Origin of the sequence: Gilvimarinus gilvus (assembly GCF_030518155.1) — a bacterium.
GTDB classification, from domain to species: domain Bacteria; phylum Pseudomonadota; class Gammaproteobacteria; order Pseudomonadales; family Cellvibrionaceae; genus Gilvimarinus; species Gilvimarinus gilvus.
Genome location: NZ_JAULRU010000823.1, coordinates 126,767 through 151,117 on the forward strand (window position 1 = coordinate 126,767; position 24,351 = coordinate 151,117).

Here is a 24,351-nt window from a genome sequence, read left to right on the forward strand (position 1 = left end):
CCCCAAACGCCCGCCTTTAAGGCGCTGGCGTTTCTCCCAGTATGACGCGAAAGCGCTCAATATCACGATCAAATGTTTTGGCCCTTTGTGCCAGCTCGTTCTCACGTGTAGCGATTTGACGAATCACCTCAACACGCTCTGACTCCAGGCTGGCAATATTATCCAATACCGTTTGCGGAATTTTCTGAGCATTGCGCTCTTTAACGCCAGCCAGGCGCTGCTGCTCTTCCAACCGACTAACGACACCCGACAAATTTGAACGCAATATACCGAGGTTACCGCTCAATTCACTGAGTGCGCGCTTTTTCGCCGCCTCAATATCCTTGATGCTACTGTAGCGGCGCTTCAGCTTGGCATCCCACTCGGCCAGCTGTGCTTCCCGGCGCAAACGCTCGGCATATTTAACCGCGTCCTCACCTTGCAGGGCCTTCGGTACCTTTTTTAATACCCGCCCCTGTTCGGTAATAATCTCATAACCACCGGCCGCGGCCGCTGGTGGAATACTTTGCTCCACCACCAGATTGCCCTTGTCATTGGTGTAACGGAATAAGACATTGGTTGTCGTATCCTCATCACCGAGCTGCGCCATCACTGCGCAACTCATCGTCAGTAAAACACCAACAGCAACCCATCTGGTTAGCATAATCAACTCCTAAACGCCGTACTGAGCACGGTAGCGACGCACCGTATCAAGTTTTTGCGCATCGCCCTCAGATTCAAGGTAATTAATAATATCGCCTAGGTTAACAATATTTACCACCGGAATGTCGTAATCCCGCTCAACTTCCTGAATCGCGCTGAGCTCACCCTGACCCCGCTCCTGCCGATCCAGACCAATCACAACCGCCGCCGGTTTGGCGGTTTCGGCCGCGAGAATATCCATCACCTCACGCACCGCGGTGCCCGCCGTAATCACATCATCAATAATAAGCGCACGACCTTCAAGCGGTGCACCTACTAATGTTCCGCCCTCGCCGTGGGCCTTGGCCTCTTTGCGATTGAAACAGTAGGGCACATCACGGTTGTGATGCTCAGCCAGTGCCACTGCAGTAGCGCTGGCCAGCGGTATACCTTTATAGGCAGGGCCGAACACCAGATCGAACTCAATGCCGGCATCGACAATTGCCTGAGCGTAAAATTGGCCCAACAAAGCCAGCCCTTTACCGGTTTGAAAAAAGCGGCCAGCGTTAAAGAAATAAGGGCTCACACGACCCGACTTGAGCGTAAACTCACCGAATAATAAGGCCTGCTTTTCAATAGCCAGATCGATAAATTTGCGCTGATAGTCTTTCATAGGGTCGGCTTCCTGTAGTGTTTTAGTGAAAACAGGCTATTATAAACGAGGAGCGGTTGCCACGCAGTGCGCCGTAGAATGACGATTTTTTAACCAACAACAATAAAAAAGGGTAAAAAGTCTCTCTGAATTGCCGCTACGTCCGATAACGCATAACACAATAGCTTTCGGCTCGGGTATCATACACAGTCCGTAACAAAGGGGCTAACATGAGAGTGATCAGTCTGAGCGTCGACGGTATCTTTCAAGCGGCGCAACGAGGCCTGTACGACTGGCTGGGTAATCAAGATGCAGACGTTATCTGTCTGCAGGATTTGCGTGCGCTCGAATACGAGCTGGACGATCCGGTGTTTCACCCGGAAGGTTACTTCGCTTATTTTTTCGACTCCGGTACTCCACACTACAACGGAGTGGCTATCTATACCCGCCAACAACCTAAAGCCCTGATCTTTGGCCTGGGCTTCTCATCGGGTGTGGATATGGAAGGCCGCTATCTGCAAATCGACTACGAGCACATGAGCATCGGCTCACTGCTGGCACCGAGCGCTAGCTCCGAAGCGGAATCTCAGGAAGTGAAGATTAAGTTCTTCGATGACCTGCAAGCCCATATGGACAAAATCACCCGCAAGCGCCGCGAGTACATATTCTGTGGCAACTGGCAGATGGCGCATACGCCGCGCGATGTAACCGATTCCGACGCAATGCAGCACGACTCGGGCTTCCTGCCCCACGAGCGCCAGTGGCTGAGCCAGCTGTTCAACCAGATTGGCTATGTCGATGCCTTTCGCCGCGCCATTCGCGACCCCGACGAGTACACCTGGTGGCCCGAAGGAAAAATGGGCCAGGGCCCCGGCTGGCGCACCGACTTTCAGGTCGCCTCTAACGCCATTGGCCAAAAGGTCGAGTACGGCGCGATCTACAAGACCACCACCTTCTCAACCCACCTACCGGTGATTGTTGATTACGATATGGAGTTGTAAGGGCGCCTGGCGCCCTGTCTGACGACCGACGTCAGACGTCAGACGTCAGTGCCTCTTGCTGCAGCTTGTTGAGTTCGGCAATTCCCAGCTTCGCCAACGCAAACATCGCGGTAAACTGCTCTTCGGTAAACGGGTCGGCCTCGGCGGTGCCCTGAATTTCGATAATGCCGCCATCGTTCGCCATGACCACGTTCATATCCGTATCGGCGTTGGAGTCTTCCGGGTAATCCAAATCGAGCACCGGAACGCCTTGGTAAACACCCACCGAAACAGAGGCAATGGCGCGCAGGAGCGGGTCGCCCTTGGTCATACCCTCTTTTTTCATGTAAGCGATGGCATCTGCGATAGCAACCCAGGCACCGGTAATAGACGCGGTGCGTGTGCCGCCATCGGCCTGGATAACGTCGCAGTCGATGTGCAGGGTATTTTCGCCCAACTGGTTTAAATCTACCGCGGCGCGCAGTGAGCGGCCAATCAGGCGCTGAATTTCTACGGTGCGGCCACCTTGCTTGCCGCGTGCGGCTTCACGGCCCATGCGACTGCCAGTCGAGCGTGGCAACATGCCGTATTCGGCCGTTAGCCACCCCTGGTCTTTACCCCGCAAGAAAGGCGGTACCCCGGGCACCACACTGGCGGTACAAATGACCTTGGTATCACCAAATTCGACCAATACAGAGCCCTCGGCGTGCTTGGTGTAGTTGCGGGTAATCTTGATTGGGCGCAGCTGTTCGGGCTGTCTTCCACTCGGCCTTTGCATAGGTTAAATCCTGTTGTGTCGCGAGCCTAACGAAGGTTAGGGTGTGATAAGATCAGACCATGTTAACGTTTAACGGGGGGTAATCTCTACCACCCCGAGCCCCAGATTTGTAAGGACTGACAATGCCACGCAGCATGACCGGCTTCGCCCGCTTAGAAAGTAAGCAAACAGACTACACCCTGACCTGGGAAGTTCGCAGTGTTAATCACCGCTATCTGGAAATGCATTTGCGCCTGGGCGACGACTTTCGCGAAATAGAACCGAAGCTGCGAGAAATCATTCGCACCAAACTGCAACGCGGCAAACTCGAAGTCACTATCAACTTCCAGCCCGAACAGGCAAGTGCCGGCAAAATTGGCCTCGACAGCGAACGTCTGGCACAGCTGGCGGATGCCTGTACCCGTATCGATGCCCAGGTACCCAACTGTGCCGCTATCAACCCACTGGAAGTGCTGCGCTGGCCCGGTGTACAAGTCACTCAGGAAATGGATCGGGAGTCTCTGCACGCAAGCGCACTTGCACTGTTTAGCGATACCCTCGATCAACTTGTTGAGCACCGCGCACGCGAAGGCAATGAACTGGCCAGCTTTATCGAACAACGCTTGGTAAGCATTGCCGAACACGTAGCGCAACTGCGCGAACGCATGCCGGAAATTCTTCAGGCGCAGCGCGACAAACTGGCCGAGAAAATCGCCGCCCTGCAAGTGGAGCTGGACCCCGACCGACTGGAACAAGAAATTGTTATGATGGCGCAAAAGGCCGACGTCGACGAAGAACTCGACCGCCTCGACACCCACGTGCAGGAAGTGCGTCGCACATTAAAACAAAAGAACTCCCTCGGCCGTCGCCTCGACTTTTTAATGCAAGAGCTCAACCGCGAAGCCAACACCCTCTCCAGCAAATCCGTCGTCAGTGAAACCACTCAAGCGGCGGTAGAATTAAAAGTACTGATCGAACAAATGCGCGAGCAGGTGCAGAATATAGAATAAAGTCAGACGTCTGAGGTCGGATGTCTGACGCTTTTACATCCGACATCACGCATCCGTCATCAGACTCTCATAATATGTCCTCACCCAACTAGCCACATCTACTCAACATGGCGGCGCGGCTGTAATACTTTGGCGCACAGCTATTCAATGTTTATCAGCCTGTTGAGTTCCCTCATGACTTTACCGCCTTTTACTTCGTCTAATGCATCCGGATGAGGATCGGCAAACGTTCCTTTATCATTGTCAAAGTAAAGCCCGGAGGCCTGGGCAAACTCTGGGTTCAAAGCGGCCTTTAACAGAATGTCGGCTCCTATATTTAAATCGTTACCGGCAACACCAAAACCTTCTTTCACCATTTTACTGGCGAGTAACGAGCCGGGGTTAACCGCGATTACCGCCGGCCCTTTGCTCTTTAGCTCAAGGCCAAGCTGGCGCGACCACATGGTGAGTGCCAGTTTGCTTTGCGCGTAGGCTGCAAAGTCGTCGTTCAAGATTTTTTTGCCTGCCAGCGCCTGTAAATCCACCGGTGCCTGAGCGGCGGATGATAAATTGATTACCCGGCCGCCGGGCGGCATCAGTGGTAACAAGCTGGTGGTTAATAAGTAGGGGGCGAGGGTGTTCACCACAAAGCGAACATCCTGCCCACTGGCATTAAGCGGTTGGGCGATTTTGTAAACACCGGCGTTATTGATAATCACATCCGGCGCGACACTCTGGCTTTTGATTTGTTGCACCATGGCCGCCACCTCGGCCAGATCGGAAAAATCCGCCCGGTAGGTGCTAATAGATACCGCACCACACTCGCGTAAGGTTTTTGCGGCGGCGTTTAGCATGGTCTCACTGCGCCCGTGAATCAGCAGCGAGTGACCAAGCGCCGCTAACTTTTGTGCGGTTAACAGGCCAATGCCATCGGTTGCGCCGGTAATCAAAATCGCTTTGCTCATGGTGCTCTCCGTGTTTAAGGTTCACTACGAAATGGTAATAACCACTTTGCCCATGCCCTGTCCGCTCTCGGCGTAATCGTGCGCGGCGGCGGTTTCGGCCAGGGTAAATTGTTGCTCGGTCAGTATCGGCTTCAGCTCGCCGGCATCCACAATGCTCGCCACCTGCTTTAAAATTTCGCCGTGGCGCTCGCGCCCGACGTTGTGCAGCATCGGCAATAACATAAACACAATGTGCATGCTGGCGCCTTTAATATGAGCCAAGGTTAAGTCGATTTCCGACATGGTAGAGGTCGTTGCAATTTGGCCGTTCAGCGCAATCGCCTGAAACGAATTAAGCAGGTTGGCATCGCCGACGGTGTCGTAAATCACATCGAAGCCTTTGCCCGCGGTGTGCTGCTCGACATACTCATCCACCGCTTGGGTTTTGTAGTTGATGCCTGTCGCCCCGAACGATTCAATCAGTTGCAGCTGCTTGTCGCCGCCACCGGTGGCATACACCTCGGCGCCTAATTGTTTGGCCAGCTGCGCGGCAATATGCCCAACACCACCGGAACCACCGTGTACCAATACTTTTTGCCCGGCGCTGACACCGGCGCGGGTAAGGCCTTCAAAGGCGGTAATGCTCACCAACGGCAAAGCGGCAGCCTCGGCCATGCTTAAGGTTTTGGGTTTGTGCGCCATCAAGCGCGCATCGGCGACCATGTACTCGGCCAGAGTACCGGGTAAGTCCGCCAAGCCACCGGCGCAGCCGTAAACTTCATCCCCTACGGCAAAATCCGTCACGCCTTCACCGACCGCGTCAACGGTACCGGCAAAGTCCATTCCCAACACGGCGGGCAGAGCCGGGGCAAAGGGTAAGTCGTCCCCGGCGGTGCGAATTTTGTAGTCCACTGGGTTAACACTGGTGGCGGCGATGCTCACCAAAACATGGCCGGGCTTAACCTCGGGCTTGGCGATCTCGCTCAAGGTAAAGTGCTCACTGCTGCCGTACTGGGTTAAGGTCATTGCTTGCATAGTGTTCTCCTGAAAATTAATTAAAAAAATAAAGGGTGCGGACAAAGTTTGCGGGCCGGGTTGGGCCGCTTATACCAATGGCACGCTGGGAAATTCGGGCAATACATCACGGGCCAAAACCTCCAGCGTCGCTTCAATAGGGGCGCGGTTAAATCGCAAATTAAGCGCTACATGATTTATGCCAATGTCTTGCAGCGCGTGCAGGTACTCCACCAAATGGCGGCTGCCCACGCGTAGCCCCAGGTGAATTGCCTCGGGTTTTGCATCCGGGTTTTCGGCCAAATCGATATACAGCGGCTGCATAACCGGCTTGGCAGGACCACCGGCCGCTCTTACCTGCGATCGCCACGCATCAATAACAATTTTTTGTTGGTCGGTAGCGCGCGGGTAAAGCATCCAGCCGTGGCCGTTTTGCGCAATCCACTCGGGCGCCTGCTGGCTGGAGCCGGTAATCAGCAAGGGCACTTCGCGCGCAGCGGGCTTGGGCAGTAACTCCAGCTCCGGGCTCAGTTGGCCGTAGCGGTTATTGACCTGGGCCGGGCTGTGCCAGGCGCTCTGAATGTATTGCAGGGCATCGCGAAAGCGCTCTGCGCGATCGGCAAAGGGGAAGTTCATCGCCGGGTACTCTTGCGGCCGATCGCCCGAGGCCACGCCCAACAGCAAGCGCCCGCCGCTTAACTGATCCACACTGGCCGCCGCTTTTGCCACATGGGCGGGGTGGCGCAGCGGCAGCACAATGCTGGATACCCCCAAAGCAATATCAGAGGTTTGAGCCGCGAGATAGCCCAGGTACACGAAGGGGTCATAGATCTGACCGGCATCGCCAAACGAGGGCACATTAAAGGGCACATCGCGCAGCCAAAGCGCGGCAAAGCCCAGTTGCTCAGCCAGCCGGGTACGCTCAATGTGCGCCTGCATTGTCGGCACCGGGCTGTCGGGGTAGCGCTCCAGCGGCGCCACTAACCCCAGGGTTAAACGCGAGGGCCGAAACACGCGGGTAAAGGCGGCGTTTAGCGTCTGAAATGACTCGGCAATAGGGGCAAATGTATTCACAGCGTGGCTCCTTCGGCTCGTAAAGCTTTGCGCTTATCGATAAGGGCCAGTATATTTATACTTAAACCTGTTGATAATGCCGTTTTTTAAACAATCACTTTTAAGATTCTGTTGAAAATACTATGAATATAGAGCATTTACGTCTGTTCGTTCGCGTGGCGAGCACGCACAACATCAGCCAGGCCGGCGAAGAGCAAAACCTGTCGCCAGCGGTGGCCAGTGCCTATATCAACAAGCTAGAGAAGAGCTTGGCAACGCGGCTGGTACACCGCACCACCCGGCATGTATCGCTCACCGAAGACGGCGAGGCATTCTTACCCCACGCCGAAGATGTGCTCGCCAGCGTTGAGGCGGCCGAGGCCGCCATAGGCCGGGGCAATCACGACCCCAGCGGCACCTTGCGTATCACCGCCCCGGCGTCTTTCGGGCGCATGCATTTGATGCCGCAAATGCATGGCTTTATGCGAGCCTACCCCAACCTGACCATCGACTGCCGCTTCTCGGACGCGATTGTGGATTTAGTTGAAGGCGGTTTTGATATCGCCATTCGCAATGCCGAGCTTAAAAACTCCAGCCTGATCGCCCGCAAGCTGGCACCGGATAACCGCATACTCTGCGCCGCGCCTTCCTACCTAGAAGAGTTTGGTGTGCCGCAAACACCGCACGAACTGATCCAGCACCAATGCCTGACACTCACCGGATTAGACACCTGGCGCTTTACCGGCCCCGAGGGGCCAATCGCGCTCAAAATTAAGGCCAAACTGCGCACCGACAACGGCGAGGCCGTGCGCGACGCCTGCGTGCAGGGCATTGGCATCACCATCAACTCCACCTGGAGCGCCTATCAACAATTGCGCAGCGGCGAACTGGTGCATATTCTTAAAGACTACCCGCTGGTGTCCAACACCTCCCTCTGGGCCGTCTACCCCAGCTCGCGGCAACTGGCCCCCAAAGTGCGGGCGTTTATTGATTATTTTGCCGGCTTATACAGTGGAATACCTTACTGGGAGCAATAAAGCATCATGCTACACTGGCGCCTGATGATGAAACCGCCACACTCTCCCGATGCCTAACTCCAACACGCCCGCCACTCGCTTAGCCACCCGCCTCGGTTTTTTAGTGGCGGGGTTTGGTATTGCCTGCTGGGCGCCGATGGTGCCTTTTATTAAAAGTAATTTAGGCATTAGCGAAGCCATTCTGGGTGTGCTGCTTTTGTGTATCGGTTTTGGCTCTCTGGTTGCCATGGTGCTAACCGGTATTATTGCGGCGCGTATTGGCAGCCGGCCGGTGATTCTGATCAGTGGTTTTGCCCTCGCATTAATTTTACCGCTGTTACCTTACGCCACCAGCATTGAAGTGCTCGGTGTATTTTTATTCGCCTTCGGCGCCGCCATGGGCTCACTGGATGTTGCCATTAACCTGCACGCGATTGAGGTAGAGCAGGCATCGGACAAACCTCTTATGTCAGGCTTTCACGCCATGTTCAGTTTGGGTGCGTTTATCGGTGCGGGCTTTATTACCTTGCTGCTGTCATTGCAATTGAATTTATTAACCGCATGCCTGGCAGGCGCCGTGATCATGATTGGGGCGATGGCCTGTTCCGCCCCCAAATTACTGCGCGACCGCCCACCCGCAGGCGATGCAACACTGGCCATGCCGCGCGGTAAAATTTGGCTTATTGCCGCGCTTACCGCCATCGCCTTTCTAGCCGAGGGCGGCATTCTCGACTGGAGCGCACTGCTTATTGTGGCAACGGAAAAAGTGCAGGCAAGCCACGGCGGTTTGGGTTATATGCTGTTTGCCATGGCCATGGTTGCGGGCCGCCTTAACGGTGACCGACTCGCCACCCGCTTTGGCGATTACCGTTTACTCGTCAGCAGCGGGTGCCTCTCGGTTGCGGGCTTTGTGGTTTTACTGGCCATCGACCAAACAAGCATTTCGCTCGCAGGCTTTACGCTAATCGGCCTGGGGCTCGCCAACATTGTTCCCGTACTATTCCGCCGCGCCGGCCAACAAAAAGACATGCCCCCCGCACTCGCCATCGCCGCCGTTACCACCGCCGGCTACGCCGGCATCCTCATCGGCCCGGCACTGATTGGTTTTGTCGCTGAATGGGTCGGCCTTACTACGTCTTTCTGGTGTTTGGCAGCACTGTTGGTGTTGGTGGTGGTAAACGCGAAAGGGAGTTGCCGGTGAATCTAGCACCTAAAACCAACTGAATCTCATCCAATGCCCTTACTTATTATTCAGAGAGGCTGAGCACCACAGGATAACAAGTAATTATAAGTCCCATCATAAAATTCAGGAGCTCTGGTTTCATCTGTACTATCCCCTTCGGGCACGTAAATAATCATCCCTTGCCTCGCCCTAGTTAGAAGTACCCGATAGGTATTTGTAAGATATCGCTGGCTATCTGCATTTTTTCGCCTCTACCACTTACTGCCCTTAAATTGCCAATACTCAAAGCGATCACCAGTGAACCTATAGTCAGCATCCCAAGCGACTAAGCACCAATCAAGCTCCAAGCCTTGAACTTGAAACTCAGTAGCCACTTCTTCGAGACAATTCGAAGACCTAACGTCCTCAAAACAATTAAGAAACCAGTTTCTTGGATCAATCTCGTTTTTTACAAAAATACCTTTTGACCTCAGCCGGTGGGCACCAGAAGATGCGATCACTCCTGCCGATTCAATGCCACGCTGGCGCCCCCTAATCCATCGTTTTGCATCCTCAAGACTCCGAGTAACACGAATAAGGTATAAACTTTCGAGACTACTGATCTCTACTTTGGTCGATCGATCGTCCCCATTGATTAGGTGATGAACCGCATTGGATAGATATTCCGCCCTGAAGGAGCGTATAGATGTTGCCAAATGTAACTCTTCCATTGATTGAGCTTTAGAAAAAGACGACTCACTCAGTCCATCTGTAACATAGGCCCCCTCAAAAAGCTTATTTGAATAATAAATATCCCAATGACTAAACCTATTACTGAGAGCTTCAATCCAACCAAATAGGCCCACCTCACCAGTGTTTATTTCCTGACCACCACCAACAAGCGCAACAATTACGGACCACTGTTTATGACGATCCATATATTCAACTAAAAGCTCTGGCTCCGACATTAAAAATTCTGGCTTTCCACGCTTTTTTTGCATAAACGCACTGGTTTGATCCACGTTCCAGGCCCGTTGTGCTTCATCAAAAATGGCAACTTGTTCTGGGGGAGTACTGCCATCAAGGTGAGCATCTCGAAACCGATGTATATTTTGTATCATTTGTTCGGTTTTTCGGCGCGCGTCCTTGAGTGGAATATCAATATTCTTTTTTTGATCTCGAGCTAACGCTTCTTGAAGAACAGAGACTAAAGGTCCGTTTCCGCTAAGAAATACTGAGTAAAGTGAGTCATCTGGAGTGGAGTGCTCGCTAGCGACATTCAGACCAACTAATGTTTTTCCTGCACCTGGAACGCCCGTCACGAAACAGATAGACTTCCTCTTCCTCTCTTTACTGTATCGAATGATTTCGTTTATTTTTGTGCTCGTAGTGACGATACAAGGTTTATCGGCTTCACTTCGAGTTATGTCAGCTACACTATGAGAGCCGTATAGCGCTTGTGCAGCCTCTATGATTGTAGGCGTAGGAAGATAGCCAGATGACAACCACCCATTTACATCAAAACACTGAGCATTAGTTTCTTTAATAACGCTGCTAATCGTACGAACTAATTGTGACGGCGCTATTCTTATCACTCTAGCAACATTATCGAATGTCCAAAAATAGCTTATCATTTATTTCTTCTGAATGTGTTGCCAAAAGCATTGGCACAATAAGCTTGTCATGACTTCCTTTGTGAAAGTTTTTTAAGTCCAAAGCGTAACCATGACTTTGACGAACATCCTCAGCAAAAAAAGATTTGGCCCCAACCTTAAACTCAACAACAAATATTAGCCCCTTAATAATTATCACAACGTCAGCTCGCCTACCTATTCTTGGAATATAAAATTCAAGGAAAATGTAAGCACCTTCCGTGTCTACCCCCTTCAAAGCACCTTTTAAAATTTCAATTTCTGATATCCATGCTTGAGTAGCAACATTCCGGAGATTTTGCGTGTGAACCGCAGTTAGTTTTCCAACAATAGAATCCGTACTTTCATCTAAGAATGAACCCAAAGGACTTGAATACATCGCCGGATTAATCATGGGCAACACCAATGTCAATCAGTTCTGAAGCTTTTACATTGAGGGCTTGAGCGATTTTGAATAAATTGATTATGCTGACATTACGCTTGCCACGCTCGACACCACTGATATAGGTCCGATCTAAATCAGCAAGGGAGGCTAAGCTCTCTTGAGACAAGTTTCTTCTTAGACGAATAGCTTTGAGGTTCTGGCCAATAGCAACAAGTAAGTGATCTGACATAAGTATCTCCTTATGTATCAGATCATCCAATCATGTAGACAATGAGCCTACGGACTATAAGTCACACTTGCTTCGTGAGAAATTTTTCTGGCATATGCACAACTGCCCACTGTTTGTACTGCCGAAATCGAGAACTGAGTTTTGGCTAGACAAACTTACCACCAATACCCAAAGAGACGAAAAGGCATGCGAGGAGCTGACAGCCAATGGCTGGGGTGTACTCTGTGTATGGGAGTGCGCCATAAGAGGCCGCTTAAGGCTGCCTGAGGATACGCTTATGGTTCTTGTAACGGATTGGCTGGAGGAGGGGTATGCAAACACAGACATTACCGGCAATTACTAAAAGGCTATCGGAAGACTATCTATTTATTTAGCGGCACCAAGTCCGGCCTGCGGCATTTTCGATAACAACACGCCCAATGGCCTCGAGGCCCCATCGCCCGTATACCGTTCCCCGTGCACCGCTCCCTCCCTCTTCAAAAAACCAACTTCAGCACCCTCTACTTAACCGATTTACCAGGCGGCGTGCGCACCAGTCAGGGGTTGGTATAGGCAAAACCGAAGCTGGGCAAAAGATGGGCTCGGCCATGAGCCACCCGTCCCACTGGACAATTCTGGGACAGCTGGACAATTCTGGGACAGCCACACTTTTTCCAAAAAGCGCTTGAGCCTGTACCAGCGTCTGGCGGCCTGGATCAATCATGGTGATAAGACAACGGGCGAGGCCTACTCCGCTAGCGAATTGATGCGTTAACGCTTTGACGCTATAATGTTATAGCGTCAACTTGATGGGAGAATTTCATGGGCGAGACCTCGAAGCGCTCTACGGTTTATTTTGACCCCCAGATACACGCTGCGTTGCGGCTGAAGGCGGCACATACGCATCGCTCGTTGTCAGATATCGTCAATGAGGCGGTTCGTGCGGCATTGGCTGAGGATCAGGAAGATCTGGTGGCGTTTGAGGAACGGGTTTCTGAGCCAACCATAAGCTATGAGGCTTTGCTGGACGATTTGAAGGCTCATGGCAAACTATAAGCTTGTATTCAAGAAATCTGTTTCTAAAGATCTTCGTCCAATCCCAAATAAAGATGTTGCACGCATTGTTCAGCGCATGGAGAAGCTGCGGGAGGATCCCCGTCCAGTCGACAGTGAAAAGCTTTCGGGGCAAGAGCGATACCGAATCCGGCAGGGTGTGTACAGAATCATATATGAAGTGGCGGATGAGCTTCTTGTCGTAACGGTTGTGAAAGTTGGCCACTGAAAGCATGTCTGCCAGCGCGGGTAGAGGGATCAGTACTCCTATCACGCTTGCCGATATTCGGCGGGTGGAGCAGTGGCCGCTGGAATACATCAGCCTGCTAGCCATTTTATGAACATGTTGGGCATAAAACGCCAGCAAACCCATACATTCTTTTTTTACATTACTTTTGCAAATTAATAGCACCATTAGCTGTGCGCCATTAACAAACTACACAGGGGCGTATTGATATAGTAGTTAGCGCGGCCAATTTTTTGCTTTTCCAAAAAATCATGTTCTACCAATTTCTCAAGATACTTGGTCGCCGTGATACGCGAGACGGACAAGTCCTCCATAACGAACTCAATCTTGGTGTAGGGGTGGTTAAACATATTGTTTAACAACTCCTGACGGTAGATTTTAGGCAGCTCCTCGCGCAGACGGTGCTTATAGGCCTTCATCAATTTTTTTATTTCCTTAATCAACGCAATGGTATTTTGGGCTGTGTTGGAAACCCCCTCAAGCATGTACAGCAACCAGGGCCCCCAATCACCTGTCACTCGCACCGTCTGGAGGTGTTGATAATAATCGGCTTTGTTGCGGATAAGAAAACGGCTCAAGTACAGAACAGGCAGGTTAAGCAGGTCTTTTGCCACCAAGTAAAGCATATTCAGAATACGGCCGGTACGACCGTTTCCGTCGTAGAAGGGGTGAATGCTTTCAAACTGATGATGAATAATCGCCATCTTAACCAGAGGGTCAGCATCACAGAGAGCCTCGTCGTTGATATACGCCACCAGATTGTCCATTAGCTGAGCAATAGCTTCGGCATGCTGTGGTGGTGTGTAGACGACTTCACCGGTTCTGGAGCTTTTAAGTTCGGTACCCGGCAAACGACGAAAGCCCGCGTTGTTTTTTTCAAGAGTTTGCTGGATGGCTAGAATATCTGACAGCCGAATCAGCTTTTGATGGCGCACAACCTGAAACCCTTGCTTGAGAGCAACAGCGTAGTCTTGCACCTCTTTGGCGGCTGGGTTGGGCAGGTTTTCCTCAAACAGACTTGCCTTGTAAAGCTCGTCGTGGGTGGTGACGATGTTCTCGATCTCGGAGCTGTCCTTCGCTTCTTGCAGGCTCAATGTATTGATCAGAATGGCTTCGTTGGGAATGGTGGCCGCTACGCCTTTTAGCTCCGCCAAAAAACGATGCGCTTCAGCCGCTTTTTTCAGAACTGCCCGGGTCTCCAATTCAGTGATATTGGGCAGAGGGAGTACAGGGGGCTGAATCTCCATAGGTGATGCCTGCGGTTTTGGCTCGAACGACGGCGCAAATATATGTATAGATTTTCGCACATTCTATACATATTGTGTGGAAATGTATATTTTTCTTAGCTTCCTATACTCGTTGAGCCGGGTATCTATACAACCGGCTAAAACACCACCTTCAATAACCTTAAATCAAAAATCAGCACGGCATTGGGCCCAATTTTATTACCCACACCCTTTTTACCCCAGGCCAGTTCAGGCGGTACGACGAACTCGTAGCGGGCGCCCTCGTGCATCAGCTGCAGGCCCTCGCGAATGCCGGGTATGGCCTCTTTCATGGTGAATTCGTCGGGCATGCCTTCTTTGTAGGTATCGCCGATGATTTTGCCACCGATCAGTTGAATGCGTTGATTCACCTCGACGGTGTCAGTTTCGGTAGGGGTCATGCCGTCGCCTGCTTCCAGCATGCGGTAGAGCAGGCCCGTGGTGGTTTCCTGCACGCCGTCTTTCTGGCGGTATTTGTCGATATAGCTTTCGCTGGCGGCGCGGTTTTGTCCGGAGGAGCCTTTGTTGAGTTTTTTCGATGCCATGGTTCTGTACGTGGTAAATCGGTTAGTTTACCACGAAGCGCGGCTAAGACCGGAAGCACACCGGCGAGGCAGGGTCGTCCCGATCGCCATTATCCTCGGCGTGAAGGGCATCCAGTATCGCGCGCCGCAATATGGGCAAATGCGAGTTTTCAGGTTCTTTGCTGGCCGTCAGTAGCGTGAGGCTGCCCTGCCTTGCAGCTCGCATTAAAGGAACCAAGCATTCCGGGCTTTGATCCAGCTGATGACGGTAGGCGTGACCAAAAGCCGCCTCTGTCAATTCATTTCTGTGCCAGCACTGACGAATTCCGGTGGAGGGAGCAGCGTCGCGGCACCATTCCGCTAGCGCGAGCTCGTCTTTGCGTTTACCGCGAGGCCAGAGGCGATCAGCCAGTATGCGCGTGCCGTCGGCTGGCGCTGCATCTTGGTAAATTCGTTGCAAACGGATGTCGTAAGCCATGGCTTGAGTTTAGCAAAGACGCGCTGGGGTATGACATACCCGCACCTGATTAGGCGAAGCGCTACTCGCGACCGCCTTCCATTGCATGGCGTTCGTCGCCCAACACTTTTAAGGCCTGTTCCGACGTCAATTTAGAAGTCGGCGTCAGCAAGGTGACGACGATACCGACCACGAGCGAGCTGATCACCGCGGGAATAACCGGGTTGCCCCAAAACCCCTGGTAAAAATTAACCACAACCAGAGACGCTACCGACGCGGCCAACAGCGAGGCAATAGCGCCGGGGGCGTTGTAGCGCAGCCAAAAACGCCCGAGCAACCCACAGACAAAAAGCCCGGCCATAACCGTTGAAATCATGGTGGTGATATAACCGATAATATCGTTGGATAAAAGCGCGAAGCCGAGCGCCACCGCAATAATACCCAGCAGCGCCAAACGGGACTGATGTATCACGCGATTCTTGGGCGGCATTTTTCCGGTGACCATCGCATAGGTATCACGCATTAAAATGCTGACGCCGGCGATAGCATCGGAGCTGGCGCTCGACATTGTCGCCGACAAACCAGCGATGAGTACCACCACACCCACCGCCAGCGGCAACACTTCTGCGGCCAGAAACGGGAAGGCAAAGTTGCGGTTTTCTAACTCTGGGTTAAGCGCGTAGGCGCCCATACCGATAATGGCCGGCACGCATGAGAAAAAGACATAGAGCGTGCCCGATATATAAAACGATTTGCGCACCGAGCTCACCGTTTGCGCCGAATAGATGCGCTGGCGAAAAGAGGGAGTTGCCAGCACGCCAACGGCAACGACCAGCATCAGTGATACGGCGTGCAAGGAGCCGACAGCGTCGATTGCCAAAAAGGATATATTCTCCACCGGCTGCGCGTCCATCAGCGCCTGCCAACCGCCCACGGCATCCACCGCTAGCACGGCCATAAGAATAAACCCGAAGAATAATATGATCGCTTGCAGTGTGTCGGTCCACACCACTGCGTTGTAGCCGCCAATAATCACGTAAATTGCAAAGCTTACCGCGATGATAATTTTGGCCGTTTGCAATTCAACGTCCGCAATCCAGGCCAGGTACAAACCGCCACCTAAGATGTGTGCCCCCAACCAGCCAATACTGGCCACAAAAATAAGCACAGCCACAATATTCTTAACCCAGCGATTGGCACCTACATAGTAGGAAATCTCTTCGCTCATGGTCATAAATTCAAACTTACGCACCGGCGCAAACCACAAACCCAGCAGCAATATGCCCACAGCGCCACCTACACCGTACAGCATGCCCGCCCAGCCATTGGCATAACCAAAACCTACGGCCCCCATAGAGGAGCCGGTACCCACCATGGTTGCCACCGTAGTGCCAATGGTCAGAAATATTGGCAGGCCGCGACCGGCCAGCAGAAAATCCTCCCCGCTTTTATTATTGCGAGACACAAATAGGCTTAGCGCAATTAGACAAATAATATAAACGGCAAGAGCGGTTAAAAATATACTTGTATTCATAAAGTATTCGAAAGTTAGTGATTAAACTCAGGGGTTGTTATTCTGTGCTCGCCGGAATTCGGGGCGGGGTACGGGGTACGGGGTACGGGGTACGGGGTACGGAAAAGAATCACATATGTATTTTATTTCGTTCACTTCCCTCCGACTCATATTCCATTATTTCCCGTTGTAAGTTGCCTTCCTCAATCCCAGCCCTAGTATTTTTTCGTTTCCCGTACTCCGTCATCCGTTTCCCGTCTTACTCCGGCTGCTTATAACAAACCACACCCACTTCCACTTTGCAGTCAACCACCAGGTCGCAAACCGAACAAATACGGGCCGGTGGCGCTTCGCCAAACACTTGCTTGAAGACTTTGTTAAACGACTGAAAGTAACGCGCGTCGGTCAAAATAACGGTTAAATGAACCACATGCTCTTTACCGTAGCCGGCGTTTTTCATGATCTTTAAGCAGTTATCAATCGCCAATTGTGACTGCTCAACCACGGAGCCTTCTACAACTTCGCCATCTAGCATTGGGGTTTGGCCCGACACATAAAGCCAACCCGCCGCTTCGGCCGCCATGGCAAAAGGTAGATGCTGCCCACCGGTACCCATACTACCTTCCGCCCCGTATCGCGTAATACTCATACTGACTCCCACTTAATTTTCAATAAACAAATCGTAAATTTAGACAACTGTTTGGATACATTTAATAATTATGTTGACGCAGTAAAAACTCTCCACTGCGGCCGGTTTGCGGTTGGCCCGGCTGATAACTGAGCACGCCGTTGACCCATACTTTTTCTATACCTTCCGCTGCCAGTTTGGGCTCGGCGAAAGTGGCCTTATCTTTTATTTTTTCGGCATCAAACAATACTAAATCGGCGTGATTACCACAGCGAATTTCGCCGCGCCCGGCCAGTCGAAACTCTCTGGCAGACAGCCCCGTCATTTTGTGAATGGCTGTGGCCATATCAAACAATTTTCGATCGCGACTGTAGTGCGAAAGCACGCGCGCGAATGCGCCCCACAATCTTGGGTGTGGGTGCGGATCATTGGGCAAACCATCGGAGCCGATCATGGTGCGCGGGTACTGCAATATATTTTCTACATCGTTTTCATCCATGCAGTAGTAAACGGCACCCGCTGGCTGAAGTTTGCGGGCGGTATCCAGTAGACTGAGCTGCCACTGATCGGCAATATCGCGCAGCGTGTTGCCCGTCTTGTCTGGATGCGCGTCACTCCAGGTAATAAAAATATCGGTGTCTTCCGTTACCTGTGCCAGATCAAGCGTGCTGGAGCTCGCCGCATAGGGGTAACAATCACACGCGACCTGTTGCGTTTCGATTGCGTGCTCTATTTGCTCCAGCAGTTCACCACTGCGCCCCCAATTGCCTTTGCCCGCGCATTTAAGGTGGGAAATAATCAGCGGCACTTTGCCGCTGCGCGCGGTATAGAACGCCTCGCCCATGGCTTCCAAAATACCGTCAAACTCTGTGCGCAAATGCGTGGTGTAAATGGCGTCGGCGCTACCGAGCGCTTTTACCATTGCAATCACTTCTTCGGTTGTTGACTGTCTGGCACTGGCGTAGGCCAGGCCGGAGCTCATCCCCAGAGCGCCATCTTTGAGCGCGCCGCGCAATTGATCCACCATGGCGGCCAGTTCAGTTTGACTCGCAGCGCGATCGAGACGATCCATATGGTTATTGCGAATCGCGGTGTGGCCCACCAGTGCGCCGACATTGACACTGGGCTTGGCACTGCGAACTTTCGCTGCGTAATCGGCAAAACGTGGGAACGTAAATTGCGCTCGATCGCCCAGTAGGTTGAGCGGGTCGGGCGGGTCGCCGGCGAGGGTGACCGGGCTGGCACTGATGCCACAATTACCGACAATAACGGTGGTAACCCCCTGGCTGATTTTCTCCAGCATATGAGGGTTGTGCACAACGTTTAGGTCATCGTGAGTGTGGACATCGATAAAGCCCGGGGCGAGACATAGGCCCTGGGCGTCAATCGTATTCTGAGCGTCGGCCTCTAATGAGGCCTCTATGGCCGCGATAGTGCCATCAACAATGGCGACATCCGCCTGGCGGGGAGGCGCGCCGGTGCCATCGAAAACCAGCGCGTTTTTTATCAGGGTTTGATACAGCATAAATCTCTTCGCTGACAAACCCTACTGCAATCGCGAGAGTTTGCCTGTCAGTCTCCAAGCGGCAAACGATCTCTGCCTTGCTTGTGTATATCCAGTGTGTGTTTAATTCGGCGCAACGTCTCCCGGCTTTTGCGCTTGTGACGCACCGCCAACTCGGTGACCAAAACATCAACCGCCGCCAACATAACGTAGCGCGACGCACTGGGCTTAAAAATAAAATCGGTTTCCATGGACTCTATGGGCAACAAACAATCAACAGCGCCACCCAGGGGCGAATCTTTCGTCGTTATACCAACCAACTTGGCGCCGTAATCGCGCGCTATTTGTGCCGCCTCTTGTACGTCCGGGCTAAAACCCCCGGCAGAGAGACAGATAACCGCGTCATTGCCATCGAGCGTCGCCGCCGCCATGCGCATCAGCATAGGGTCGGAATAAGCCGTTGCCGTCAGTCCTAACCTAAACAGCCGATACTGGCACTCCTGCGCCAATACCGTGGAACCGCCACCAACACCGAACACTAAAATTTGTCGGGCACCGGCCAGTGCATCCACCGCAGGCTCAATAACTTCATCGGTAATCAGCGCAGCGTTCATCTCCAGCGCGGCCTGAACCGCCTCAAACACGGCGTGTTTTCCGTCGGGCTCTACCTGAACGTCGGTGTAGAACCTCTGCCCCACGGCAACCGACTGCGCCAGACGCAACTTCAAATCGCGTACATTCTTACAGTCTACGGCGCGAGCAAAGCGGGTGATGCTGGCCTCGCTGACACCGGCCTTGGCTGCCATGTCGCTGATACTGGACTCCGAAGCAAACTGTAAATCGGCCAGTATCATTTTGGCGATTTTTTGCTCGGCGTCTCGCAGCTGCCCATAAAGCGTATTAATACGGGATACGATATCCAGGTCGTGAGTCACTGGCCGCCCCCCTGCAGGTCTACAATTGCCTTAGGGGCCCAAATATTCAGATATATTATGCACTTAATGAAATTATGTATCAATGTTTGACCGCCACTAATGTTATTTAATATCATACCGTTCAATATAATTCATCTATTACAGCGTCGACTTGCATGACTTCATCTAATAATAGTGTATCTCTAAGCCAAAAGGGTGTCGCCAATGTGGGCAAAAACACGCGCTCGATGCTGGACGAAAGCATTAGCTTACCCGCCGCCGTATTGTACCAGCCCCGGCTGACACAGAATCTAAACTGGATGCAGAGCTTTGCCGAGCAACAGGGCGTCAAACTGGCACCTCACGGCAAAACCACGATGGCGCCGGCCCTATTTCGCCAGCAACAAGCGCAGGGCGCCTGGGGCCAAACGGTGGCCTCTGCCCAGCAAGCAAGCACTGCCAAAGATGCCGGCATTCATCGCATTATTATGGCCAACCAGCTGGTGGGCCGGGCCAATATGCAGATTATCAGTGAGCTTATAGCGGACACCGAAGTGGATTTTCACTGCCTGGTGGACAACGCTCTGAATGCCAAAGCGCTCAGTCAGTTTTATGCTGACGCGGGCCAGTCACTCAATGTCATGATTGAGATAGGTGTGCCCGGCGGGCGCTGCGGCTGTCGCAGCCAGGAACAAGCGCTGGAACTCAGTGCATTAATCGCCCGTTTACCCGCTCTTAAGTTATCGGGCATTGAAACCTATGAGGGTGTTATTGGCGGGCCAGATGCCCCCAGTAAAATTCACCAACATTTGCAATCGGTACTGACAACCGCCGAAGCGGTGCATGCAGCGGGTTACTTTGCAGAGCCTAAGGCCGTGATCACCGGCGCCGGTTCTGCCTGGTACGACCTGGTCAGTGACGTGTTCGGTAAGGCCGACCCGGATAAGTTTATTCCGGTCATCCGCCCCGGCTGCTACCTTATTCACGACCAAGGCATTTACCTGGAAGCGCAAAATAAGGTGCGCGAGCGGCTGGGAGACAGCTGTGCCGTTGAAGGGGATTTAGAGTCTGCCCTCGAGGTATGGTCGTATGTGCAATCGCTGCCAGAAGAGGGGCTCGCCATTGTCGCGCTGGGCAAGCGTGACTGCGCCTTTGACGCCGGGCTACCGCAACCCTCATTGCACTTTCGCCCGGGCACCGGCGTTCCCAAGCCCGCGCCATCTCAGTGGCAAGTGTTCCATATTATGGATCAACATGCGGCCATGAAAATTCCGCCCCACTGTGACCTGCAGGTGGGCGACATTCTCGCCTTTTCCACATCACACCCCTGCCTGACCTTCGATAAGTGGCGCCAGGTGCACATTATTGACGAACAGTACCAGCTACTGGACACCATCGATACCTGCTTTTAAGGCAACGAGCGAAGCCCCTATATGAAACTAATTATTGCACTCTCTGTACTGTTACTCGCGCTAGTTGCCTATGGCGACGACAGTGTTGCAGTGCCTGATATCGACCTTATGCCAATGCCACAAAGTGTTGCGGCCAGCGGCGAAGTATTTGCGCTGACTGGTTTGCCAGTGATTGAAGCGCCAGATGAGGCCAGCGAACGATTGCAGGCGGCTCTGGGACGCTTCGAACAACGCCTCAGCCAACAAACTGGGCTCACCACGGCGGGGGCAAAAATTGCGCTCAGCATTATTGTGGACGATAACGCTTACGACTTGCTGGACAAAAACGGCGAAGGCTACACGCTTAAGGTTGCCGCCACCGGCATTGAGCTCAGCGCCAACAGCGAGCGTGGCGCTCTGCACGGGCTGGAAACCTTACTGCAGCTTGCCGGAATCAGTACAGATCAGCAGCCGCAACTGCCGGTTGTGACGATTGTCGACGCACCGCGCTTTGCCTGGCGCGGCTTGTTGCTGGACTCGGTTCGCCACTTTCTGCCCATTGACGATATCAAACGCCAAATCGATGGTATGGCCGCCGCCAAACTTAATGTATTCCACTGGCACTTAACCGATGACCAGGGCTGGCGGCTGGAGTCGAAAACCTACCCGCGCCTGCACGAGGTTGCATCGAACGGCCAGTTTTACACCCAAGAGCAAGTGATAGATGTGATCGCCTACGCCGCCGCCCGTGGCGTTTATGTTCTGCCAGAAATTGATATGCCGGGCCACGCCAGCGCCATTGCCCTGGCCTACCCCAAACTTATGTCAGCACCCGGCCCCTATGCAGCAGAGGACCGCTGGGGAGTACACAAACCTTTGCTGAATCCGGCCAACCCCGAGGTGTACCAATTTGCTGAAGCTGTTTTGGGGGAAGTCGCCTCCCTGTTCCCATTCCCCTATGTGCACATTGGTGGTGACGAAGTTGACGCCGAACACTGGGAGACCAACCCAGAAATTCAGGCCTTCGCCAGGGCCAATAAGCTGGCCGATAGCCATGCCATACACGCCTACTTTAATCAGCGCCTCGCCGATATTTTAGGCGAGCTAAACCGTAAAATGATTGGCTGGGACGAAGTGCTGCACCCCGATTTGCCCGAAGGCACGATTGTTCAGTCCTGGCAGGGTCCGGATGCACTAGGCCGCGCTATTAACATGGGGTTTCCCGCACTTCTGTCGACAGGCTTTTACCTCGACCAACCGCAGTACGCCAGCTACCACCACCGGGTTAAGTTTGTGCCGCAAAAAATCGACATTGCAATCGAGCCGACAGCCTCTGAACCATGGCGCAGCTGGTCGTTCAAGGCTCCGCGCAAACGCGGCAGCGCGGTACAGGGGCACCTTACTCTTTTAGGCCAAGGCGAAAACCTGCGTGGATTTATCGACTTTAAAGGCAAGTCGCGTCAAACACTGAATAATGTCCGGGTCAACGGCGAACACATTAGCTTTAACATCGATACCTGGATGGGCCCGGTAACCGCTAACCTTACCGCTAAGAAAAGTGACTTGAGCGGGAGTTTATTGGTAGGCAATGCACCTTACGCGCTCACTGCAACGTTAGTAGCGACGAACACCATAGCTAACAGCCAGATACCCAAACCCGTCGCAAAAGACTACATTGGCGAAGATAAACTCGATCAAGTACTGGGCGGGGAAGCGGCGCTTTGGAGCGAAATGGTTGATCACACCAATCTGGACCTGCGGCTTTGGCCGCGCGGATTTGTGGTCGCAGAGCGACTTTGGTCTGACGCAGCCGTGACTGACGAAATGTCTATGCAGCGCCGCCTTAACGCAGTATCGATGTGGTCAGCGAAATCGGTAGGCTTACAACATTTCGCCCAGCAGCAAACCTTACTGGCCAAACTCGCCCCGCATCTTGCGGTGGATACGCTGCTGACCTTCAGCTCCGCAATCGAGCCTGCGCATTACTATCATCGCCACCACGAAAAATCGGAGAAAGAAACCTACTCCCGACGCGATTCACTCAACCGCTTTGCGGACGCACTGCCATCGCAAAGTAACCCAGCCCTACAATTTAGCCAACACGTTACACAGTGGCTGCACCAGCGTCATAACGACGCCTTAACTCAAAACACTCAACAACAACTCAACGTCTGGCAGGATGCCAGTATTGCCGTTGGCAAGAGTCAATCGATAGAACCCAATTCTGAATTAGCCCAGCTGAGCGAAAGTGTTGAAAAAGTCAGCTATGCCGGCTTAGCCCTAATGGCGCATTTACTTTATGAAAGAAATCTCAGTAAAGAACAACTTGAAAGCTTTGCCGGCACGCTAGAGCAGGCTCAATCAATACAACATGAAGTCATTATCGCGGCAGCCTTCGGCGTATCGCAATTACTCGATGCCGCCGACCTCAAAAGGAACAAACCATGAAACTTGAAAAGTCCAAAAGACTGAGTAGTTCGTTTCTGCTGTGTCTTGGCCTTACCGCCTGCGGACACGTATCAGCGGTAGATACTATAGACTGGGTTGAAGAAAATACCTTTACCCAAGGCATAGAAGGCCCCGTGGTGGGGGAGGACGGTCATCTATACGCGGTCAATTTTCAGCGCGAAGGTACCATCGGTCAAATCACGGGTCAAAATCAAGCCAGCCTTTGGCTCGCATTACCCGAGGGAAGCACCGGCAATGCGCTGCGCATTGCACCGAACGGGAATATGTACGTTGCCGACTACACTGGCCACAATATATTAAGCATCGACACCACAACCAAAGAAGTTGAAGTGTTCGCCCACAACAATCAAATGAATCAGCCCAATGATATTGCCATAAGCGCGGCCGGAATTGTGTTTGCCAGCGACCCCAACTGGGCAGAGAGTACCGGCAACCTGTGGCGCGCCGACAGCAAAGGAAAAACCACACTGCTCGAATCCAATATGGGCACCACCAACGGCATTGAGCTTGCGCCCGATGGCAAAACGCTCTATGTAAACGAAAGTGTACAACGCAAAGTTTGGGCCTACGATCTAGACGATCAAGGCAACATTTCCAACAAACGTGAATTCTACTCGTTCGATAACCACGGCATGGACGGCATGGCCTGTGACATTGAAGGCAATCTTTATATTGCTCGCTATGGCGCAGGCACTATTGCAGTGTTGTCCCCCAAAGGTGAGCTTATTAAAACCATCGCTCTCAACGGCAAACACCCCACCAATATTGCCTTTGGCGGAGAAGACAACAAACGAGCGTTTATTACTATGCAAAAGCGCGGCAATGTAGAAAGTTTTGTGAACGATATACCCGGTTACAAATAATTATTTATAGATTCCGAAAAATAGGAACGCATAATGAGCCAAACAAAAAATAGTGCCCTCAATATAATGGCAATAGCAATTTTATTGCCT

General features: G+C 52.5%; 24 protein-coding genes and 1 pseudogene. 9 read left to right on the forward strand and 16 right to left on the reverse strand.

Annotated features, from left to right (window positions below):
- Positions 1–16: 16 nt before the first annotated feature.
- Together QWI17_RS22245 and pyrE are read right to left on the reverse strand one after the other, a co-directional pair.
- Positions 17–643, reverse strand: coding sequence for a hypothetical protein (locus QWI17_RS22245; protein ID WP_302724735.1), 627 nt, complete (start codon positions 641–643; stop codon positions 17–19).
- 9 nt (positions 644–652) lie between these two features.
- On the reverse strand, positions 653–1,294 hold the full coding sequence (gene pyrE, locus QWI17_RS22250) for an orotate phosphoribosyltransferase (protein WP_302724736.1): 642 nt from the start codon (positions 1,292–1,294) through the stop codon (positions 653–655).
- A gap of 209 nt (positions 1,295–1,503) precedes the next feature.
- Between pyrE and QWI17_RS22255 the strand changes: the two genes are divergently transcribed.
- On the forward strand, positions 1,504–2,274 hold the full coding sequence (locus QWI17_RS22255) for an exodeoxyribonuclease III (RefSeq protein ID WP_302724737.1): 771 nt from the start codon (positions 1,504–1,506) through the stop codon (positions 2,272–2,274).
- A 31-nt stretch (positions 2,275–2,305) separates the two neighbouring features.
- Here the strand turns inward: QWI17_RS22255 and rph are convergent, their stop codons facing one another.
- Positions 2,306–3,031 carry a ribonuclease PH gene (rph, locus tag QWI17_RS22260; protein WP_302724738.1) on the reverse strand — a complete coding sequence of 242 codons (726 nt, stop codon included), beginning with the start codon at positions 3,029–3,031 and terminating at the stop codon, positions 2,306–2,308.
- Between the two features lie 122 nt (positions 3,032–3,153).
- On the opposite strand from rph, the gene QWI17_RS22265 reads away from it, so the two are divergent.
- Positions 3,154–4,020, forward strand: a complete 867-nt coding sequence (locus tag QWI17_RS22265; RefSeq protein WP_302724739.1) for a YicC/YloC family endoribonuclease — start codon at positions 3,154–3,156, stop codon at positions 4,018–4,020.
- A 140-nt stretch (positions 4,021–4,160) separates the two neighbouring features.
- Here QWI17_RS22265 and QWI17_RS22270 read toward each other — a convergent pair whose 3' ends face one another.
- The 3 genes from QWI17_RS22270 to QWI17_RS22280 form a co-directional block, all read right to left on the reverse strand.
- Positions 4,161–4,964 (reverse strand): SDR family NAD(P)-dependent oxidoreductase, encoded by an 804-nt coding sequence (locus QWI17_RS22270; RefSeq protein WP_302724740.1) that lies wholly within the window; start codon positions 4,962–4,964, stop codon positions 4,161–4,163.
- Positions 4,965–4,988: 24 nt separating this feature from the next.
- Positions 4,989–5,978, reverse strand: coding sequence for a zinc-dependent alcohol dehydrogenase family protein (locus tag QWI17_RS22275; RefSeq protein WP_302724741.1), 990 nt, complete (start codon positions 5,976–5,978; stop codon positions 4,989–4,991).
- A gap of 69 nt (positions 5,979–6,047) precedes the next feature.
- Positions 6,048–7,031 (reverse strand): LLM class oxidoreductase, encoded by a 984-nt coding sequence (locus QWI17_RS22280; RefSeq protein WP_302724742.1) that lies wholly within the window; start codon positions 7,029–7,031, stop codon positions 6,048–6,050.
- A 122-nt stretch (positions 7,032–7,153) separates the two neighbouring features.
- On the opposite strand from QWI17_RS22280, the gene QWI17_RS22285 reads away from it, so the two are divergent.
- Positions 7,154–8,047: a LysR family transcriptional regulator gene (locus tag QWI17_RS22285; protein ID WP_302724743.1), complete on the forward strand. Its 894-nt coding sequence runs from the start codon at positions 7,154–7,156 to the stop codon at positions 8,045–8,047.
- A 49-nt stretch (positions 8,048–8,096) separates the two neighbouring features.
- The gene (locus QWI17_RS22290; protein WP_302724744.1) at positions 8,097–9,227 is read left to right on the forward strand and encodes an MFS transporter; all 1,131 of its coding nucleotides are present in this window, start codon (positions 8,097–8,099) and stop codon (positions 9,225–9,227) included.
- A 50-nt stretch (positions 9,228–9,277) separates the two neighbouring features.
- On the opposite strand, the pseudogene QWI17_RS22295 reads toward QWI17_RS22290, so the two are convergent.
- From QWI17_RS22295 to QWI17_RS22305, 3 genes and pseudogenes are all read right to left on the reverse strand, one after another.
- Positions 9,278–10,822 (reverse strand): annotated as a pseudogene (locus QWI17_RS22295) (DUF2075 domain-containing protein).
- Positions 10,794–11,234, reverse strand: coding sequence for a hypothetical protein (locus QWI17_RS22300; protein WP_302724745.1), 441 nt, complete (start codon positions 11,232–11,234; stop codon positions 10,794–10,796). Before QWI17_RS22300 ends, QWI17_RS22295 begins: the two are co-directional and overlap by 29 nt.
- A complete protein-coding gene (locus QWI17_RS22305; protein WP_302724746.1) occupies positions 11,227–11,454 on the reverse strand; it encodes a helix-turn-helix domain-containing protein in 228 nt (75 codons plus the stop codon). Before QWI17_RS22305 ends, QWI17_RS22300 begins: the two co-directional genes overlap by 8 nt.
- A gap of 801 nt (positions 11,455–12,255) precedes the next feature.
- Here QWI17_RS22305 and QWI17_RS22310 point away from each other — a divergent pair.
- Positions 12,256–12,489, forward strand: a complete 234-nt coding sequence (locus QWI17_RS22310) for an RH3 domain-containing protein (protein ID WP_302724747.1) — start codon at positions 12,256–12,258, stop codon at positions 12,487–12,489.
- Positions 12,476–12,715: a type II toxin-antitoxin system RelE family toxin gene (locus tag QWI17_RS22315; protein WP_302724748.1), complete on the forward strand. Its 240-nt coding sequence runs from the start codon at positions 12,476–12,478 to the stop codon at positions 12,713–12,715. The genes QWI17_RS22310 and QWI17_RS22315 overlap by 14 nt, the downstream gene beginning before the upstream one ends.
- A gap of 185 nt (positions 12,716–12,900) precedes the next feature.
- On the opposite strand, the gene QWI17_RS22320 is transcribed toward QWI17_RS22315, so the two are convergent.
- From QWI17_RS22320 to QWI17_RS22350, 7 genes are all read right to left on the reverse strand, one after another.
- Complete coding sequence (locus tag QWI17_RS22320; RefSeq protein ID WP_302724749.1) at positions 12,901–13,980, reverse strand: Fic family protein; 1,080 nt, start codon at positions 13,978–13,980, stop codon at positions 12,901–12,903.
- A 137-nt stretch (positions 13,981–14,117) separates the two neighbouring features.
- Complete coding sequence (locus QWI17_RS22325; RefSeq protein WP_302724750.1) at positions 14,118–14,543, reverse strand: FKBP-type peptidyl-prolyl cis-trans isomerase; 426 nt, start codon at positions 14,541–14,543, stop codon at positions 14,118–14,120.
- Positions 14,544–14,586: 43 nt separating this feature from the next.
- The gene (locus QWI17_RS22330) at positions 14,587–14,982 is read right to left on the reverse strand and encodes a DUF488 domain-containing protein (RefSeq protein ID WP_302724751.1); all 396 of its coding nucleotides are present in this window, start codon (positions 14,980–14,982) and stop codon (positions 14,587–14,589) included.
- 79 nt (positions 14,983–15,061) lie between these two features.
- Positions 15,062–16,513, reverse strand: coding sequence for a sodium:solute symporter family protein (locus tag QWI17_RS22335; protein ID WP_302724752.1), 1,452 nt, complete (start codon positions 16,511–16,513; stop codon positions 15,062–15,064).
- 238 nt (positions 16,514–16,751) lie between these two features.
- Complete coding sequence (locus QWI17_RS22340) at positions 16,752–17,141, reverse strand: RidA family protein (protein ID WP_302724753.1); 390 nt, start codon at positions 17,139–17,141, stop codon at positions 16,752–16,754.
- A 61-nt stretch (positions 17,142–17,202) separates the two neighbouring features.
- Complete coding sequence (locus tag QWI17_RS22345; RefSeq protein ID WP_302724754.1) at positions 17,203–18,645, reverse strand: N-acyl-D-amino-acid deacylase family protein; 1,443 nt, start codon at positions 18,643–18,645, stop codon at positions 17,203–17,205.
- 47 nt (positions 18,646–18,692) lie between these two features.
- The gene (locus QWI17_RS22350) at positions 18,693–19,559 is read right to left on the reverse strand and encodes a MurR/RpiR family transcriptional regulator (RefSeq protein WP_302724755.1); all 867 of its coding nucleotides are present in this window, start codon (positions 19,557–19,559) and stop codon (positions 18,693–18,695) included.
- A 155-nt stretch (positions 19,560–19,714) separates the two neighbouring features.
- Between QWI17_RS22350 and QWI17_RS22355 the strand changes: the two genes are divergently transcribed.
- The 3 genes from QWI17_RS22355 to QWI17_RS22365 are packed head-to-tail and all read left to right on the forward strand — an operon-like array spanning position 19,715 to position 24,261.
- Entirely contained in the window at positions 19,715–20,950 is a 1,236-nt protein-coding gene (locus QWI17_RS22355; protein ID WP_302724756.1) for an amino acid deaminase, read from the forward strand.
- A gap of 21 nt (positions 20,951–20,971) precedes the next feature.
- Entirely contained in the window at positions 20,972–23,377 is a 2,406-nt protein-coding gene (locus QWI17_RS22360) for a beta-N-acetylhexosaminidase (RefSeq protein WP_302724757.1), read from the forward strand.
- Complete coding sequence (locus QWI17_RS22365; RefSeq protein ID WP_302724758.1) at positions 23,374–24,261, forward strand: SMP-30/gluconolactonase/LRE family protein; 888 nt, start codon at positions 23,374–23,376, stop codon at positions 24,259–24,261. Before QWI17_RS22360 ends, QWI17_RS22365 begins: the two co-directional genes overlap by 4 nt.
- Positions 24,262–24,351: the final 90 nt, after the last annotated feature.

Bases quoted from the DNA above. Each gene is read 5' to 3' on its own strand.
- QWI17_RS22245 (WP_302724735.1), bottom strand. From the start codon at position 643: ATGCTAACCAGATGGGTTGCTGTTGGTGTTTTACTGACGATGAGTTGC.
- pyrE (WP_302724736.1), bottom strand. From the start codon at position 1,294: ATGAAAGACTATCAGCGCAAATTTATCGATCTGGCTATTGAAAAGCAG.
- QWI17_RS22255 (WP_302724737.1), top strand. From the start codon at position 1,504: ATGAGAGTGATCAGTCTGAGCGTCGACGGTATCTTTCAAGCGGCGCAA.
- rph (WP_302724738.1), bottom strand. From the start codon at position 3,031: ATGCAAAGGCCGAGTGGAAGACAGCCCGAACAGCTGCGCCCAATCAAG.
- QWI17_RS22265 (WP_302724739.1), top strand. From the start codon at position 3,154: ATGCCACGCAGCATGACCGGCTTCGCCCGCTTAGAAAGTAAGCAAACA.
- QWI17_RS22270 (WP_302724740.1), bottom strand. From the start codon at position 4,964: ATGAGCAAAGCGATTTTGATTACCGGCGCAACCGATGGCATTGGCCTG.
- QWI17_RS22275 (WP_302724741.1), bottom strand. From the start codon at position 5,978: ATGCAAGCAATGACCTTAACCCAGTACGGCAGCAGTGAGCACTTTACC.
- QWI17_RS22285 (WP_302724743.1), top strand. From the start codon at position 7,154: ATGAATATAGAGCATTTACGTCTGTTCGTTCGCGTGGCGAGCACGCAC.
- QWI17_RS22290 (WP_302724744.1), top strand. From the start codon at position 8,097: ATGCCTAACTCCAACACGCCCGCCACTCGCTTAGCCACCCGCCTCGGT.
- QWI17_RS22300 (WP_302724745.1), bottom strand. From the start codon at position 11,234: ATGATTAATCCGGCGATGTATTCAAGTCCTTTGGGTTCATTCTTAGAT.
- QWI17_RS22305 (WP_302724746.1), bottom strand. From the start codon at position 11,454: ATGTCAGATCACTTACTTGTTGCTATTGGCCAGAACCTCAAAGCTATT.
- QWI17_RS22310 (WP_302724747.1), top strand. From the start codon at position 12,256: ATGGGCGAGACCTCGAAGCGCTCTACGGTTTATTTTGACCCCCAGATA.
- QWI17_RS22315 (WP_302724748.1), top strand. From the start codon at position 12,476: ATGGCAAACTATAAGCTTGTATTCAAGAAATCTGTTTCTAAAGATCTT.
- QWI17_RS22320 (WP_302724749.1), bottom strand. From the start codon at position 13,980: ATGGAGATTCAGCCCCCTGTACTCCCTCTGCCCAATATCACTGAATTG.
- QWI17_RS22325 (WP_302724750.1), bottom strand. From the start codon at position 14,543: ATGGCATCGAAAAAACTCAACAAAGGCTCCTCCGGACAAAACCGCGCC.
- QWI17_RS22335 (WP_302724752.1), bottom strand. From the start codon at position 16,513: ATGAATACAAGTATATTTTTAACCGCTCTTGCCGTTTATATTATTTGT.
- QWI17_RS22340 (WP_302724753.1), bottom strand. From the start codon at position 17,141: ATGAGTATTACGCGATACGGGGCGGAAGGTAGTATGGGTACCGGTGGG.
- QWI17_RS22345 (WP_302724754.1), bottom strand. From the start codon at position 18,645: ATGCTGTATCAAACCCTGATAAAAAACGCGCTGGTTTTCGATGGCACC.
- QWI17_RS22355 (WP_302724756.1), top strand. From the start codon at position 19,715: ATGACTTCATCTAATAATAGTGTATCTCTAAGCCAAAAGGGTGTCGCC.
- QWI17_RS22360 (WP_302724757.1), top strand. From the start codon at position 20,972: ATGAAACTAATTATTGCACTCTCTGTACTGTTACTCGCGCTAGTTGCC.
- QWI17_RS22365 (WP_302724758.1), top strand. From the start codon at position 23,374: ATGAAACTTGAAAAGTCCAAAAGACTGAGTAGTTCGTTTCTGCTGTGT.